Genomic DNA, 14,868 nt, shown 5'->3' with positions numbered 1-14,868 from the left:
CGGCGACTCGCCGGTCCTCTCCCGCTGTCGTCATACCGGTCCCCTCACGCACGGCCGGTGAGTGGGGCAGGACACCGCCTGATCTCCTCTGTTTGCTGTGCGTGATCGCGGCTAGACGGTCATCGCGACCGCGGTGGACGTGCCCGCGGCAGAGCGTGAGGGAGGGGACCCGTATGACGACAGCGGGAGAGGACCGGCGAGTCGCCGGGCGCGGAACGGTGCCGATCGGCCGTGACGTGGTGCTGGCGGTCGGACTCGTCGGGACGTGTGTCGGGGGCCTGGCGCTCTTCCTCAAGACGGTCGAGGCGGCCGGAAGCCGTATGGCGGTGCTGCCGCTCCTCATCGTCGCGACGCTGGTCGTCGCGATGGTGATCATCAGGTGGAGCGTCTCGCCCGTCCGCAGGCGGCTGTCCGCTCCTCCCGCGGAGCAGTGGGACGCCGTGGACGCCTACGCGACGACGGCTCCGGACCTCCCCGACGTCGGGCCCGACGCCCTGGACCATGCGGCGGTCGACGCCGACGGCTTCGAGCACACGATCGCCGCGCTCTGCGCGCGGGACGGCTGCTCCGCCGTGGAAGTGGTGGGCGGCGCGGGCGATCTGGGCGCCGACGTCATAGCGACGACCGCGGACGGACGTCGCGTCGTCGTCCAGTGCAAGCACTACGCCGACCACAACCGGGTCGGCTCGCAGGACCTGCAACGGTTCGGCGGCACCTGCTTCACCGTCCACGAGGCCGACGTGGCCGTCGTCGTGACCACCAGCTCCTTCACCGCCCCTGCCATGGAGTACGCGGCCACCTGCGGCATCGTCTGCGTCGACGGCGACGCGCTGACCGCCTGGACGGACCTGACGGTCCTCCCGCCCTGGGACACCCCCGACCCGGACGCGCCCCCGGCGGTCGCCGCGGCCGGCCCGGCCTGATCCGGTCCGGACAGCCGGCGGCGTGTCCGGCTCAAGGGACGGGCAGGGCCRACGCGCGGGCGAGCGCGGCCCGGACGAGCGGGGCCTGATCGGGCAGGTACCGGGAGGCCCAGGCGTCGGCCGCCGTGTGGAACGCGAGCAGGTCGCGTTCCACACCGGCCAGCAGAGTCCGCAGTTCGTCGGCGGCCGGCACGATGACCGGACTGCCGTCCCGATCGGCGTCGACGGTCAACCGGACCGTCTCACCGCGGAGTTCCGCCCCAGGTGAGGGATCGTGGCCGAACCAGCCGGCCCCGCCGCCGTCCAGCACGTCGTACCACTCCCGCCAGTCCTCCAGCCCGGTGCAGCAGCCGGGCAGCAGCGTGGCGCCGCCGGCCGTGTCCGTGACCCGCAGCCCGCCGGCTGCGAAAGGCTGCTCGAGGGTGAGCAGCCCGTGCAGGAAGGAGGCGAGCGGATCGCCGGGCCGAGGCGGACGATCCTCGTCAGGGGCGGGATCGACGTCGTTGCACGCGGCGACGCGCATCACCGCCAGCCCCACCTCGTCCGGAGCGAGCGCACCGCTGAGGGGCATGTGGCCGTACGCCTCGATCCGGGCGACGGGCCACAGGTCGAACCCGGCCGTCGCGGAGACCTCCAGTACGGGCTGCATCACGATCATCCGCGCAGTCTTCCGTGGACTCCCCGTCGGCGCCTCCGAGTTCGTGCCGGCCGAGGGCGCGCCGGTTGCGGTGGCGGCGCGGCCGGCCGGTGGGGTCAGGCGGCGAGGGTCCGGTGGAGGGCGTCGAGGCCGTCGCGGTAGATCCCGGCGAAGAGCTCCTCCGCCTCCGTGTCGCTCACCCCGTCGGGTGTGAAGCGCCCGGACCACTGCACCTCGACGCGGTCGTCCCGGCCCTCGACCGGGTGGACGCGGAGGGTGGAGAGATAGCCGGTGACGGGGAACGGCGCCTCGAGGATGGCGTACGTGTAGAAGCGCTCCGCCTCGTTGTACGCCATGAGGCGTTCGACGATCACGTCGCCGTCGGGGTTGGTCAGGCGGCGGACCCGGCCGCCCTCGAGCGCGGTGCTCTCGGGAATGTAGGGGAGCCAGTCGGGCAGGGCGTCGAAACCGCCGATGAGGTCCCAGACCTGCCGGGGTGAGGCGGGCAGGACGCGGCTGACGGACGTGGAGGCCATGATCGTTTCTCCTGGGGTGTGGTGCTGCGCGGGGGATACGGGGTCAGGCGCCGTGCGGGAGCGGGGCGGCCGGGCTGACCAGGCCGGCGGCGCGCAGCTCGGTCCAGAACGCGGCGGGGACGCCCTCGTCCAGGGCGGCGGTGTCCTCGGCGATGCGGCCGGGCCGCGTGGCGCCGGGGATGACGGCGGCGGAGGCCGGGTGTGCGAGGGAGAACTGCAGGGCGGCGGCCTTGATGCTCACGCCGTGCCTCGCGGCGAGGGCCTTGAGCTTCCCGACGCGCTCGATGATCTCGGCCGGTGCCTGCTGGTACTCGAAGTGGGTGCCGCCGGCGAGGATGCCGGAGCTGTACGGACCGCCGACGACCATGTCCACGCGCTGCTCCTGCGCCAGGGGGAGCAGCCGCTCCAGGGCGTGCTCGTGGTCGAGGAGGGTGTAGCGGCCGGCGAGGAGGAAGCCGTCGGGCCGCGGCTCGTCGAGGGCGAGGGTCAGCTCGATGGGCTCGGTCCGGTTGACGCCGAGGCCCCAGCCCTTGATGACGCCCTCGTCGCGGAGCCGCGACAGGACGCGGAAGGCGCCGGTGCGGGCCTCCTCGAACTTCTGCAGCCAGAGGTCGCCGTGGAAGTCCTGGGCGATGTCGTGCACCCAGACGATGTCGAGGCGGTCGGTGCCGAGGCGCTTCAGGCTGTCCTCGATCGAGCGCTCGGTGGCCTCGGCGGTCCACTCGTGGACGATCTTGTTCGGGTTGCCGTGCTCGAACAGGCCGCCCTTCTCGCCCAGGTCGCGGGCGGCGGTCTCGTGCTCGTCGAGGACGACCCGGCCGACCTTCGTCGAGAGCACGTACGCGTCGCGCGGCTTGCCGGCCAGTACCTCGCCCAGCCGGGTCTCGGCCAGGCCGGCGCCGTAGAAGGGGGCGGTGTCGTAGAAGCGGATGCCGTGGTCCCAGGCGGCCTCGACGGTCGCACGGGCCTCGTCGTCGGGGATCGCGCGGAACATGTTGCCGAGTGGGGCGGTACCGAAGCCGAGGCGGCCGGGAAGGATGTTCGTGAGGGACATGCGTGTGCCTTTGCGGGATGAGGGGCCGAGGGGTCGACCCCGAGTCGTGTCGGCGCCGCGTGTGAATGCAGACGCGCCTTACATGCGTCGACAATACTTGCATGCGCGGGCTAATTCAAGGAGGGCGTCGCGTACGGGCACGGCGACACGCGGTCCGCACCCGCGCGGGCAGCCGGTCGATGCCGCGCTCCCGGCGCGGGGGATGGGAGAGTGGCGGCATGTGCGGCCGATACGCCTCCACGCGTGCACCCCAGGATCTCGCCGGTCTTTTCGAGGCCCGCTGGAATCCGGAGGAGACCATCCCGCCGAGCTGGAACGTCGCCCCGACCGATCCGGTGTGGGCCGTCTGGGAACGGCCGGACCCCGACACCGGCGAGCTGGTGCGCGGGCTGCGCCCGGTGCGGTGGGGGCTGGTGCCGTCGTGGGCGAAGGACCCGGGGGTCGGTTCGCGCATGATCAACGCGCGCGTCGAGACGGTCCACGAGAAGCCGGCCTACCGCAAGGCCTTCGCCGCACGCCGTTGCCTGCTGCCCGCCGACGGCTTCTACGAGTGGGAGTCCGTCGCGGCGACCGCGGACACGAAGGCGTACAAGCAGCCCTACTTCATCCGGCCCGAGGACGCCTCCCCGATGGCGATGGCGGGTCTGTACGAGTTCTGGCGCGACCCGGCCGTCGCCGAGAAGGACGATCCGGACGCCTGGCTGACCACCTGCACGATCATCACCACCGAGGCCACCGACGCGGCCGGCCGGGTCCACCCCCGGATGCCCCTCGCCCTCGACCCCGCCGACTACGACGCGTGGCTCGACCCGGCCCACCAGGACGTGCACGCCCTGCGCGCGCTGCTGCACACCCCCGGCGGCGGCCGCCTGGAGGTGCGCCCGGTGTCGACCGCGGTCAACAGCGTCCGCAACAACGGGCCCCGGCTGCTCGACGCGCCCGCCTGACCCCGCCGGGGTCGCGGGCGTCTTCCGTCGCCGAGGAGGAGTTCCCCGTCACCGGGGAGGCTCCCCCCGTCACCGGGGAGGCCGCGTACCGGGCGGATCGTGCGACTCCTCCGGGGGCCGAGATGCGCGGCGCAGGGCCAGGGGCGGTTCCGGCGCGGTCGAGGAGATCTCGGGTTCCAGGCCCTGCGCGGGCGTCGTCCGCCGGCGCCCGGCGTCGAGACGCCAGGCTTCGAAGACCAGGGTCGTCGCCGTGACGACGGTGATGCCGAGCAGCCATCCTCCGACGACGTCGCTCACCCAGTGCACGCCGAGCGCGACCCTGGTGTACCCGACTCCCACGACCGCCGTGACGGCCAGCGCCCAGGGCAGCGGGCGCCAGGCCCGGGGCACCAGGGGAAGCAGGACCAGCAGGAGGACGGCGCAGGAGGTGGTCGCCGTCATCGCGTGACCGGAGGGGAAGGAGAATCCGGGGGCGTGGGACACCGGATCCGGCAGGTGCGGGCGGGCGCGTTCGACGGCGTGCTTGGTGAGCAGACCGGTCAGACCGCCGGCCACCGCCGTGACGGAGGCCCAGGCGGCCAGCCGCCACGCGCGGCGGGTCAGCAGCCACACCACCACGACGGCGACCAGCAGGCGCATCACGACCGGATCCCACACGTAGCCGGTCAGGAACTCCAGGAAGCGCACCCAGCCCGGGTGTTCGAGGGCGGTCTGGTGCAGCCGCTCCGCCGTGGTCCGGTCGAGCCGGTGCAGCGGCGGCCACCGGGACTCGACGAGGACCAGCGCGAGTGCGAAGGGGACGGCCACCACACCGGTGGCGAGCGCCGCCAGGACCAGCCGTGTCCCGAAGGCCGCGTCGGCACCGCCGTGCCGGGTGAGAAGGGCCCGGACGGCGGGCCGTCGGGCTCGCGTGGTGCGCTGTGCCATGGTGAAGTCGACTTCCTTACCTGTCGCGTGGGGAGCCGCGGCCGGCTCGTGGGGGGCGTGGTCAGACCCCGGGGTCCCGGCCCACCGGTTCCTCGAGGCCCGCGCGCGCGGCTTCCAGCTGTGCGGCGAACGCGAGGCCGAGGAAGAGGGCCAGCGAGGTCAGATACGACCACAGCAGCAGGGACATGATCGCGCTGAGGGGTCCGTAGACGGTGGTGAACGAGCCGCTCGCGCCGACGTACAGGCTCAGCGCCCAGGTCGCCGTGAGCCACAGGACGAGATAGACGACGGCGCCGAACGCGAGCCAGGTGTAGCCCGGTTGGGCGCGGCGCGGCGAGAGGCGGAAGATCGCGCTGGTCGCCAGGACCGCCAGCAGGATCCCGATCGGCCAGCGCAGGACCTCCCAGGCCCGGACGGTGCCGGGCCCGAGATGGTAGACCTGCGCGAACACATGCGTGAGGTCGCTGCCGAGGACGGTGACGACGAAGCTGAGCCCCAGCGGGAACCCGGCGAGCGCGGCCATCACCAGTCCCCGGGTGTACTTGTGCAGGAACGGCCGGTCGCGCTCGTTCCCGTAGATGCGGTTGGCGCCGCGCTCCACCTGGCACAGGCTGGTCGTGACGTTGACCAGGGAGAACAACAGACCCAGCCAGAGCGCCGCCTGGCCGCCGTCGTCGGCGTGGCGACGGCTCTCGCGCAGGGCGTCGTCGACCAGCTGCCGGCTGGGCCCGCTGGTGATCCGGCGTATCGTCAGCTCGGCGACGCGGCCGATGTCCTCGGTGTGCAGCACGCTCGACAGCCCGATGGCGGCGATGGCCAGCGGCACGATGGACAGCACGGTCTGCAGGGCCAGGGCGCGGGAGTGGCTGAAGCCGTCGGCGTAGCGGAACCGCACGAAGGAATCCCGGGCCAGCCGCCAGCCCCCGTAGCGGCGCAGCGCCGCCCACGCCTCGTCGCCGGACAGTTCCTCGCCCCGGACGTCACGTCTCTGCGGTACCCGCGTGGCGGTGCCCATCATGATCCTGACCGTGTGTGCCTCGGCGCGAGCGGCGCGAGGACGTCCGAGGGGACGGGACGGTCCGGGGCCCCGGCCGCCCGGGGCGCACCGTCGCCGCTCCGCGTACGGCGCGGAGGCTGGGCGGCAGGCCGGACCGCAGCGGGCCCCGGAGCGCGCGGCAGCCGCACGCGCAGCGCGCCCGGCTCCGTCTCCACGGTCAGCCGGCGGCCGTCGGTGACGGTGTCCCCGTCGATCTCACGGGGCTGTGCCCCGGCGAAGCGGATGTCGATGTGGCGGCCGCGGTAGTACGTCAGAGCGCCGCCGGCGACGGACCGTCCGCCGGCCTCCGCCGGATCGGCAGCCTGCCCCGCACCCCGCCGCGGCTCCGTGGACCGCGGGCGCAGGACCCGGGACACCAGGTGCCCGGTCGCGGCGAGCCACCCGGCCGCGCCCTCCGGATCGAACAGCACGACGTCCAGCCGCCCGCTGTCGGCGCGCGCCCCCGGCAGGAGCTCGACCCCTCCCTGCAGCGTGCCGACGTTGCCGACGACGACCATGCGGGCCCGGTGGCGGCGACGCCGTCCGCCGTCCACCCGGACGGAGACCCGGGTGCGGGGATCCCTGAGGTGCCGGGCCGCGGCGAGGAGGTAGGCGGCCCAGCCCAGCCGCGCCTTGAGCCGCGGCGACGCGTCCCGGACCATGGCGGCGTCGAAGCCCGCCCCCGCCATGACGGTGAACCGGGTGGCCTCGAGGCCGTCGCCCCGCACCCGCCCCACGTCGATGCCGAAGCAGTCCCCGCCCAGGGCCTCCTCCAGGGCCGTCGCCGGGTCCAGGGGGAGGCCCAGGTTGCGCGCGAGGAGGTTCCCCGTGCCGCAGGGCACGACCACCAGCGCGATCCCCGTCCCGGCCACCACGTCGGCGCAGGCGCGTACGGTCCCGTCCCCTCCGCAGGCGACGACCAGGTCGACGCGCGCGGGGGCCGGGCCCGCCCGGCCCGGCGCCGGGGCGTCACAGATCGCGGCGAGTTCACCGCACGGCTGCGCGGCCGTGGTCGGAGTCCATCGCTGATCCGGACGGCTGTGCGCCTCCAGGACGGCGCGCACGCGGCCGGCGAGCCGGTCGTCGCAGGCGTGCGGATGACGGACGACGACGACCCGCCCGGCCGTCAGGACGCCGGGATTCGCGCCGGTGGTCGCGCCGGGATTCGCGCCGGAGGACGACCGCCGCCGGCCGTGGTCGTCGGCGGCGCCGCCCGGAACGCGTCCGGCGAGGAACACCGATCCGACGACCAGAAGTGTCAGCGCGCCGTTGGCCAGGCCGCCCACCACGTCGGTGGGGTGGTGCATGCCCCGGTACAGCCGCGACAGGGCCACCAACGGCGGGACGAGCAGGAGAGCCGCCACGGTGACGTACCGCCGAGGACCCCGCAGCCGGGTCAGCGCCAGCAGGGCCAGCCCGCCGAACAGGGCGACCGAGGCGCCGACATGGCCGGACGGGAAACTCGACGTCGGCGGCGCCGCGTCGAGGTGCGGCACCGTGGGACGGGGCCGCTGCACGCACACGGTCACGATGAGGAACACCGCTGACTGCACGGCGACCGACGCGCCGAGGAACACGGCCTCCGCCCACCGCCGTGATCCCGGCAGGACCAGCAGGGCGGCGACGCACACCAGGGTCACCACCACGACCGCCTGGGTCCCGGCCAGCACCGACAGCCAGCTCGAGACGGCGTCGGCCACGGGGGCGCGGTAGGCGGCGAAGGCGCGGCTGGCCCGGTCCTCCACGGGGCCGAGCAGGTCGGCCACCGGAGCCCTGGTCAGCAGCAGACCCAGCCCCACCATCAGGCTCGCCTGCGCCGGCACCAGCACCAGAAGCCCGGAACGTCTCGCGGCCGCATCCCTCTGCGTCGTCATGACAGTCCTCATTGCCCGTCACGGCCGGATGATGTCCGCGCCGGGCGAGCGAGGCCGTCCGCGCCGGGCGAGCGAGGCCGTCCGCGCCCCTTGTCCGGCGGCGACCGGGGGCCCCGGCCCCGCCGGAGCGTTCACCGTCCCCTCGCGTCCACCGGCCCCCGGCCCGGTGGACGCGAGGGGACGGCTCAGGACCAGGAGGCCGCCACCAGCGACCGCTCCGCGGCGGCCAGATGGACCGAGGCGGCGAGCCACGCCCGCGCGTAGCCGTCGGCCGAGGCGTCCGTGAGGCGGCCGAAGACGTCGCGGGGCCTGCGGTCCGCCTCGGCCGTCAGGGCCTCCGTCAGATCCGCCGCCCCGCCGAACCCGGCCCGGCGCAGCGGTGCGACGAGACCGGCCGCGTCCGCCCCGCGCCCGGCCTCGGCCACGGCACGCCGGCCGCCGGCGACCCCCGACTCCAGCAGGCGCCGCACCCGCCACAGCGGCGCGTCCGCCAACGGGTCCGGTCCGGCCGTCACGGGACCCGGCACGTCAGGGGCCGTCGCCCCAGGCGGGAAGTGGCTGCCCTGGAGACGGTCGTAGCCCAGATCCGCCCGGCCCAGCCACTCCTCCGGCAGCCGCAGGGTGTACGGCGCCGCCGGCACCGGACCGACCGCGAGCGGCCGGAGGGTCGCCGCCCGGTCGAGGTCGGGCCTGCCCAGCACCCGGAGGGCGAGCCCCGGGTGCTCGGCGATCCGGCGCAGGCTGGCGGCGTGCGGCAGCTCCGGATGGGGGTGGGCCGGGCGCAACCGCAGCAGCGGACCGTCACCGGCGACACGGACCATCAGATACTCCCCGGCGGCACCGACCACCTCCACGTCGCACCCCAGCAACGGCGCTTCGGACTGCCCGCCCGGCTCCTGCGGGCCGCCGTCGAGCGCGTCGGCCATCGCCTCGCGTACGGGCCGGGAGAACAACGCCGCCGCCGGCTCCTCCGACCAGTCCACCCCGGGCAGGGGAGTCGCGCGCACGCCCCGGCCCGCACCGAGGCGTCCGTCCGCGGAGACGGTCGCCCCGACGATCCGCAGCCCCCCGCGCGCGAGCCCGGCGTGGTCGAGGACCCCGCCACCGAGCGCCACCGACGCGGAACCCGCCCCCCTGGCCCGGCCCGGACCGCCCGGGCGCACGTCGGACACCGAGTAGCAGGAGCCGTCGGCGCTCACCAGGTGCGTGGCCACACCCCCGTAGCCGGTCGCGGACAGCACCGGCTCCCTGCACAGGCCGAACACCCGCAGGCTGCCGCCCTCCTCGTAGGCGCGACGCGCACTGCCGGCCGCGCCGTGACCGGCCGACCCGGAGGCGAGCCCGGCGGCGCCGGCCAGCAACTCGCGGAAGGAGGACGTGAGATCACCGAGCCGCTGGCCCTGGCCGCGCTCCCGCGCGGCCCGCAGCCCCCGTACGACGCGCAGCGCGGCGGCCTCGGCACGGGGCAGCCCAGCCAGCCGCACGGTGTGGGCCGCGCGCAGCAGCTCGGCCTGGACCACCGCACCACCGGCCGTGACGCCGGCGGACAGCGCTTCGGCGGCCGCCTCCCACAGCACGGTCGCCGCCCGGACCTGCGCCGGACCGAGCCCGCTCGCCGCAGCGTCGGTCGCGGCGGCGGGGGCGACGGACGGGCCGGTTCCGACGCCGGAGGGCGGCGCGGCGGCCGCGGCCGCCGGCGGTTCCGCGGCGGAGCCGCCGACGGCCTCCGCTCCGTCTGCCGGCGGTTCCGCGGTCACGGGCAGGGTGTCCGCGTCCGCGATCGGGGCCGCGCCCAGCACCGCGGCGCGGTGCAGGCATCGGGGCGCCAGCAGACAGGTGCAGACCGCCTGCCCGGGGGCCGTGACGGCGCCCGAAGCGCCGGGGGTCAGGGTGACCACCGCGTCCTCGCCGAAGCGTACGTCGACCGAACCGCCGGTGGACGGGACGGCGTGTTCGGCGCAGCCGGCGATCGCGGCGTCGAGCTTCTTGCGCAGCCGGGCGCTGAGCTGCTCGACGGCGTCGGCGAGCACCTCGGGGGCGACGGGCGGCAGGACTTCCAGGCTCAACGGGCTTCTCCACGGAGGCGGTCGCCCACCCAGCGGGCGAGGGCGAGCGGACTGAGGGCGGCCACCGGCATTCCGGCGGCGACGAGCCGGCGCGCCACCGGCACCGAGTAGCGGGGCGCACCGGAGTCGTCGAGGGCCGCGCAGCCCAGCAGATGGGCGCCCGACGAGGCCAGCGCCCGCACCTCCGCGAGCAGTCCGGCGAGCGGCGCGCCCTCCTCGAAGTCGCTGACCACGACGACGAGGGTGCGGCTCGGCACGGTGATGAGCGAGCGGGCGTGCGCGAGCCCCGCGGCGATGTGGGTGCCACCCCCGACGCGGACCTCCAGCAGCAGCGACAGCGGGTCCGGCACGCGGTCGGTGAGGTCCACCACCTGGGTGGAGAAGGCCAGGAAGTGCGTCGACAGGGTCGGCACACCGCCCAGCACCGCGGCGGTCAGCGCCGACCAGATCACCGAGGCCTCCATCGAGCCGGAGACGTCGACGACCAGGATCAGTCGCCAGTCCGACTCCTTGCCGGCCCGGGTGGCGAACACCGGCCGTTCCGGCACCACCACGACGCGGCCGTCGTCCGTGCGGCGCGTGTGTGCCAGGTTGGCGCGCAGGGTACGGGCGAGGTCGAGGCGGCCACCGGGCCGGCGGGTCGGGCGCGGCGTCGTCAGGCCGGACAGCGTCGGGCGCAGGCGGGTGGCCAGTTCCCGGGCGAGCTCGTCGACGAGCCGCTTCACGAGCGGCCGGAGCCGGGCGAGTTGCGCCTCGGGCATGCCGCCGGCCAGCGACAGCACCGAACCCAGCAGCTCCACCGACGGGCGCACCGCCGCCGGATCCAGCTGTGCGAGGACGTCGGAGCGCCCCGCGTCGGCGGCCTCGGCGAGGACCTCCTCGCGGACGTCCGCCCCGAAGAGCGCCTCCAGCTCCTGGGACCACTCCCGGGCGGTGGGGAAGGACGGATCCTGCCCGGCGCCCGTCCCGGCACCACCGTCCAGGTCGTCGGCGCCCTCGCCGCGGCCCCTGCCGTACAGCTCGTCCAGGGCGCGGGCGTAGCGCCGCGCGTCGGCACTCAGCCGCTCCTTGTGACGGCCGAGGAGGAGGCGCCACCGGTCGACGGGGCCGAGTCGCCGGTCCGCCGGACCGGCGGGGGCAGGGTCCGCGGTGCCGGCGGCCGGAGTGTCCGGACCGGCCGGGGGCCGCGGCCCGTCGGGTACGGCCAGGGCCAGGGCCTTCAACGCGGCGAGACCGGCCGCGTCGGCGGCGGCCCACAGCGCCAGCAGCTCCGGCGGGGCGTCGAGGGAGAGGTCCGGACGGTCGCCGAGGCGCTCGGTCACCGTGGTGAGCAGACGGTCGCGGGCGGCCGGGGCGAGGGCGTCGAACCCGCCCCGCAGAGCCGGAAGACGATCGAGGAACTCCTGGTCGCCCAGGGCGTCGACCCGGTCGAGCAGCGGTGTCAGGGCCTCCGGGGATGCCTGGAGCAGCGGCCCGGCGGCCGTGAGCAGTCCCGCGAGCCGCTTCGTCAGGACGCGCCGCGCGTCGGGAGCGGTCGCCCCGTCGACCCAGCCGGCCGCCCGTTCCCCCAGTGCGGCGGCCGGGTCCAGGTCGAGCATCACCCGTACGGCCAGGGCCGCGCCCTGCATCAACGGCGCCGCATCGGCCGCGAGTTCGGCGAGCGCCCGGTCCAGCCGCAGGCCCAGGTGCCGGGCGGCCGTCCGGTCCGCGAGCGCGACCAGCGCGCCCGCGTCCGCGGGGGTGTCGCTTCCGGCCAGACCGGGCAGCGACCGTACGGCGGCCTCCAGCAACTCGTCCGTCAACGTACCGGCGGTGGTCCGGGCTTCCGCCGTGGTGCCGGGGTAGTGGCCGCGGCGGATGCCCTCCAGGAGATCCAGGGCTTCGAGGAGTTCGGGCAGGTCGGCCGTCTCGGGCAGGAGTACCGACGCCTCGCGCAGCCGCGCGTCGACCAGTTCGGGCAGGTCGCAGCGCGCGGCGGCGGTCAGTCCGGTCAGGATCTGGGCGGCGGTGGGGCCGCCCTCGGCGGCCTCGCGGCGCGCGGTCTCGCCCAGGGTGCCGGCGGCGGCCTGCTCGGCGGTCACCCCGCGGACCCCGGCGAGATCGAGACGCGCGGGCACGGACGGCGTCCAGGTCAGCCGCCACTTGGTACCGAGGGCGGTGCCGTCACCGGTGGCGGCGACGGGCTCGCCGTACGACGCCCCGATGACCAGCAGGCGCTGCAGCAGCACCTCGCGGCGGCCGTCGAGCGGGGAGCGGAGCGGGTCGAGCCGGACCTCGCGGGCCTCCGGCTCCTCCGGGCGGGGCAGCCGCAGCCGGGCCAACTCGTCCTCGACCGAAGGACCCAGACCCGAACGGGGCGCGTGCGGGCTGATCCGGCCGCGCGCGGTGCCGACGAACACGGCTTCCAGGGCACGGGCCAGCGCCCGGCCCCGGCCCAGGGGCTCGCCCTGCCCGAGGACGGTCGTGACGGCCTCGAGCAGCTCACCTCGCCCGGGCGCGGGGAGCCCGCGCAGGGCGGCCAGGTCGCAGGCAAGCCGCAGCGTCTCGGCGGCCTCGCCCGTGCCGGCGGTGTGACCCGCGCGGCGCAGCTCCCGGCACAGGCCGGTCACCGCGGCGGACGCCGCCACACGGATCCGGTCGGGGTCGCCGCCCGCGGCGAGCACGGCCTGCTGCCACCGGGGGTCGCGGATGCCGGCGGGGTAGCCGGACCGGGAGTCCAGCAGGTCGAAGGAGTACGGCACGAAGGAGGTCACCGCGCCGCCCCCGGCCGTCGCCCCACCGGCCGTCGCCGGCGCGTGGCCGGTCCCTGCCGGGGCGCGGTGCGCGTCGGGACCGGTCGTGCTGGTCCCGGCCGCGTCGGGGCCGGCCTGAGCCGGGACAGCCGCCGCGCCCGTACCGGCCGAACCCTCGTACCCCGGGCTCTGATCCCGCTTGCCCGTGTCCGTACCCGCGTCCGTGCCCTGGTCCGCGAGCAGTGCCGGCGCGTGGAAGGCGCCGATCACGGCGGCGACGCGACGCCCTCCCGCCGAGGCCGCCGCGATCACCTGCCGCATCCGCGCCTCGCGGGCCAGGTCGGTGGCGGGCACGGCACCGTCGGCGCGCAGCGCCCAGCCCACGCCCAGGGCCGCCCGGCGCACCGACTCCGGGGAACACCCCGGAGCGAGGACCTCCACGGCGCGGTCCCACATGTCCTCACCCTCACGGCCCGTGCCGGCGGCGGCGAGCGCCCCGGCGAAAGAGGCGCGCCCCCGCGGCTCCCCGGCGTCCGGGCCGGCGTCGACCTCCGCGCGCTCGTCCGGTTCCTCGGCCGGCCGACGTGCCGTTCCGGTCGCCGACCAGCCGGGGTCGGACAGCGGCAGGTCGCAGCACACGACCTCCACCCCGCGCTCCCGCGCCCAGCGCACCGCCACCAGCTCCGGTGAGAAGTCCGCGAACGGGTAGAACGCGAGCCGGCCCGCCTCGCCGGCCCCGGCCAGCGCGACCGGGGCCACCGTCTCCGGGTCGGCCAGATGCCCCAGCCACGGCTGGAAGTCGGCCGGCAGCTCCACGCAGACCACCTCGGCACCCGCGTCGTCCAGCAGGCGGGGCACCACCGCCGCCAGCGCCGGACTGTGGTGGCGCACTCCCAGCAGGTACGGCTCCCGCGACGCGGCCAGCGCGTCCACGGCCCGCCGCGGATCGACGCTCGTCAACGCAGGCTCCCGCGCAGGTCCCAGAGGCGGCGCCACATCGCCGAGCCGCTCTCGGCCCGGCGGCGCACCGGGCCGTCCCAGTAGCCCAGCAGCCGCGCGTGGTCGGCCGGATCGTCCTTGCGGACGACGCCCAGCAGATGGCCCGGCAGCAGGTCCAGCACGTCGCCGCCCGGCAGGTACGCGGCCGCGACCCCCAGCGACGCCGCCACCTGCACCGCCTCGGCGGTGGACATGACCGTCCCCGGCCGCTCCACGTCCCAGCCCTCGGTGGAGCGTCCCGAGCGCAGGTCCCGGAAGACGGTGACGAGCGCGTCCAGGACGGCGTCGTCGACCCCGAAGGCCGCGCCCGCGCGCTGCACCGCGGCGACGGCCTGACGACGGATCAGGACGGCCTCGGCGTCGGCGTCGGCGATCGGGTCCACCGTCTCGAAGTTGAACCGGCGCTTGAGCGCCGCGGACATCTCGGAGACACCGCGGTCCCGCAGGTTGGCGGTGGCGATGACGGTGAAGCCGGGTTCCGCGGTGACCACCGCGTCCTCGGAGGCCGTCAGCTCGGGCACCGTGATCCGGCGGTCGGAGAGGATGGACACCAGGGCGTCCTGCACCTCGGGCAGGCAGCGGGTGATCTCCTCGACCCGCACGACCCGGCCGGTCCGCATCGCGGCGAGGACGGGGGAGTCCACCAGGGCCTCCGACGTGGGGCCCTGAGCGAGCAGCAGCGCGTAGTTCCAGCCGTAGCGGAACGCGTCCTCGGTGGTACCCGCCGTGCCCTGCACGGTCAGCGCGCTGGTACCGCTGACGGCCGCCGCGAGCAGCTCCGACAGCATCGACTTGGCGGTGCCGGGCTCACCGGTCAGCAGCAGCCCGCGCTCCCCGGCGAGGGTCACCACACAGCGCTCGACCAGCGCGCGTTCGCCGACGAACTTCGGTGTGATCTCCAGCTTCGAGGGCAGGCCCGCGCGGCGCTTCGGCAGGGCCAGTTCCCCGCCGCCGCTGCCGCACACGAAGGTGACGACCGCGCGCGGGGTCAGGGCCCAGCCGGGCGGACGGGGGCCCGGGTCCTGGGCGGCGAGGAAGGCGAGCTCGGCGGCGTGACGCTCCTCGGCCGCCTGGACCTTCCGGACGGGGGAGGGCTGTTCGGTGACGGTCATGCGGGAATCCTTCTGCGTGGTACGG

Annotated in this window: 11 protein-coding genes; 2 read left to right on the top strand and 9 right to left on the bottom strand. The window is 75.9% G+C overall.

The window, feature by feature from the left end; translation table 11 throughout:
* Positions 1–173: 173 nt before the first annotated feature.
* Positions 174–923 carry a restriction endonuclease gene (locus tag EAO71_RS22820; RefSeq protein ID WP_147979693.1) on the top strand — a complete coding sequence of 250 codons (750 nt, stop codon included), beginning with the start codon at positions 174–176 and terminating at the stop codon, positions 921–923.
* Between the two features lie 31 nt (positions 924–954).
* Here the strand turns inward: EAO71_RS22820 and EAO71_RS22815 are convergent, their stop codons facing one another.
* The 3 genes from EAO71_RS22815 to EAO71_RS22805 form a co-directional block, all read right to left on the bottom strand.
* On the bottom strand, positions 955–1,581 hold the full coding sequence (locus EAO71_RS22815) for a hypothetical protein (RefSeq protein ID WP_147979692.1): 627 nt from the start codon (positions 1,579–1,581) through the stop codon (positions 955–957).
* A 95-nt stretch (positions 1,582–1,676) separates the two neighbouring features.
* Positions 1,677–2,096, bottom strand: coding sequence for an SRPBCC family protein (locus tag EAO71_RS22810; RefSeq protein WP_147979691.1), 420 nt, complete (start codon positions 2,094–2,096; stop codon positions 1,677–1,679).
* Between the two features lie 43 nt (positions 2,097–2,139).
* The gene (locus EAO71_RS22805; RefSeq protein ID WP_147979690.1) at positions 2,140–3,150 is read right to left on the bottom strand and encodes an aldo/keto reductase; all 1,011 of its coding nucleotides are present in this window, start codon (positions 3,148–3,150) and stop codon (positions 2,140–2,142) included.
* Between the two features lie 218 nt (positions 3,151–3,368).
* On the opposite strand from EAO71_RS22805, the gene EAO71_RS22800 reads away from it, so the two are divergent.
* Positions 3,369–4,097: an SOS response-associated peptidase gene (locus tag EAO71_RS22800; protein WP_147979689.1), complete on the top strand. Its 729-nt coding sequence runs from the start codon at positions 3,369–3,371 to the stop codon at positions 4,095–4,097.
* A gap of 69 nt (positions 4,098–4,166) precedes the next feature.
* On the opposite strand, the gene EAO71_RS22795 is transcribed toward EAO71_RS22800, so the two are convergent.
* From EAO71_RS22795 to EAO71_RS22770, 6 genes are all read right to left on the bottom strand, one after another.
* Positions 4,167–5,024 (bottom strand): phosphatase PAP2 family protein, encoded by an 858-nt coding sequence (locus tag EAO71_RS22795; protein ID WP_147979688.1) that lies wholly within the window; start codon positions 5,022–5,024, stop codon positions 4,167–4,169.
* Between the two features lie 61 nt (positions 5,025–5,085).
* On the bottom strand, positions 5,086–6,039 hold the full coding sequence (locus EAO71_RS22790) for a YihY/virulence factor BrkB family protein (protein ID WP_147979709.1): 954 nt from the start codon (positions 6,037–6,039) through the stop codon (positions 5,086–5,088).
* Positions 6,039–7,934, bottom strand: coding sequence for a bifunctional phosphatase PAP2/diacylglycerol kinase family protein (locus EAO71_RS22785; RefSeq protein ID WP_261992294.1), 1,896 nt, complete (start codon positions 7,932–7,934; stop codon positions 6,039–6,041). Before EAO71_RS22785 ends, EAO71_RS22790 begins: the two co-directional genes overlap by 1 nt.
* A 185-nt stretch (positions 7,935–8,119) precedes the next feature.
* Complete coding sequence (locus EAO71_RS22780; RefSeq protein WP_147979686.1) at positions 8,120–10,000, bottom strand: hypothetical protein; 1,881 nt, start codon at positions 9,998–10,000, stop codon at positions 8,120–8,122.
* Positions 9,997–13,692 (bottom strand): vWA domain-containing protein, encoded by a 3,696-nt coding sequence (locus tag EAO71_RS22775; RefSeq protein ID WP_147979685.1) that lies wholly within the window; start codon positions 13,690–13,692, stop codon positions 9,997–9,999. Before EAO71_RS22775 ends, EAO71_RS22780 begins: the two co-directional genes overlap by 4 nt.
* Entirely contained in the window at positions 13,689–14,843 is a 1,155-nt protein-coding gene (locus EAO71_RS22770; protein ID WP_147979684.1) for an ATP-binding protein, read from the bottom strand. The genes EAO71_RS22775 and EAO71_RS22770 overlap by 4 nt, the downstream gene beginning before the upstream one ends.
* Positions 14,844–14,868: the final 25 nt, after the last annotated feature.

It is taken from the genome of Streptomyces sp. MS191 (genome assembly GCF_008042125.1).
Taxonomy (GTDB): Bacteria; Actinomycetota; Actinomycetes; order Streptomycetales; family Streptomycetaceae; genus Streptomyces.
Note: the sequence above shows the minus strand (reverse complement) of the source record. Positions and strands in the feature narration are given on the sequence as shown.

Coding starts and splice junctions, on each gene's coding strand:
- EAO71_RS22820 (WP_147979693.1), top strand. CDS start 174: ATGACGACAGCGGGAGAGGACCGGCGAGTCGCCGGGCGCGGAACGGTG.
- EAO71_RS22810 (WP_147979691.1), bottom strand. CDS start 2,096: ATGGCCTCCACGTCCGTCAGCCGCGTCCTGCCCGCCTCACCCCGGCAG.
- EAO71_RS22805 (WP_147979690.1), bottom strand. CDS start 3,150: ATGTCCCTCACGAACATCCTTCCCGGCCGCCTCGGCTTCGGTACCGCC.
- EAO71_RS22800 (WP_147979689.1), top strand. CDS start 3,369: ATGTGCGGCCGATACGCCTCCACGCGTGCACCCCAGGATCTCGCCGGT.
- EAO71_RS22795 (WP_147979688.1), bottom strand. CDS start 5,024: ATGGCACAGCGCACCACGCGAGCCCGACGGCCCGCCGTCCGGGCCCTT.
- EAO71_RS22790 (WP_147979709.1), bottom strand. CDS start 6,039: ATGGGCACCGCCACGCGGGTACCGCAGAGACGTGACGTCCGGGGCGAG.
- EAO71_RS22785 (WP_261992294.1), bottom strand. CDS start 7,934: ATGACGACGCAGAGGGATGCGGCCGCGAGACGTTCCGGGCTTCTGGTG.
- EAO71_RS22770 (WP_147979684.1), bottom strand. CDS start 14,843: ATGACCGTCACCGAACAGCCCTCCCCCGTCCGGAAGGTCCAGGCGGCC.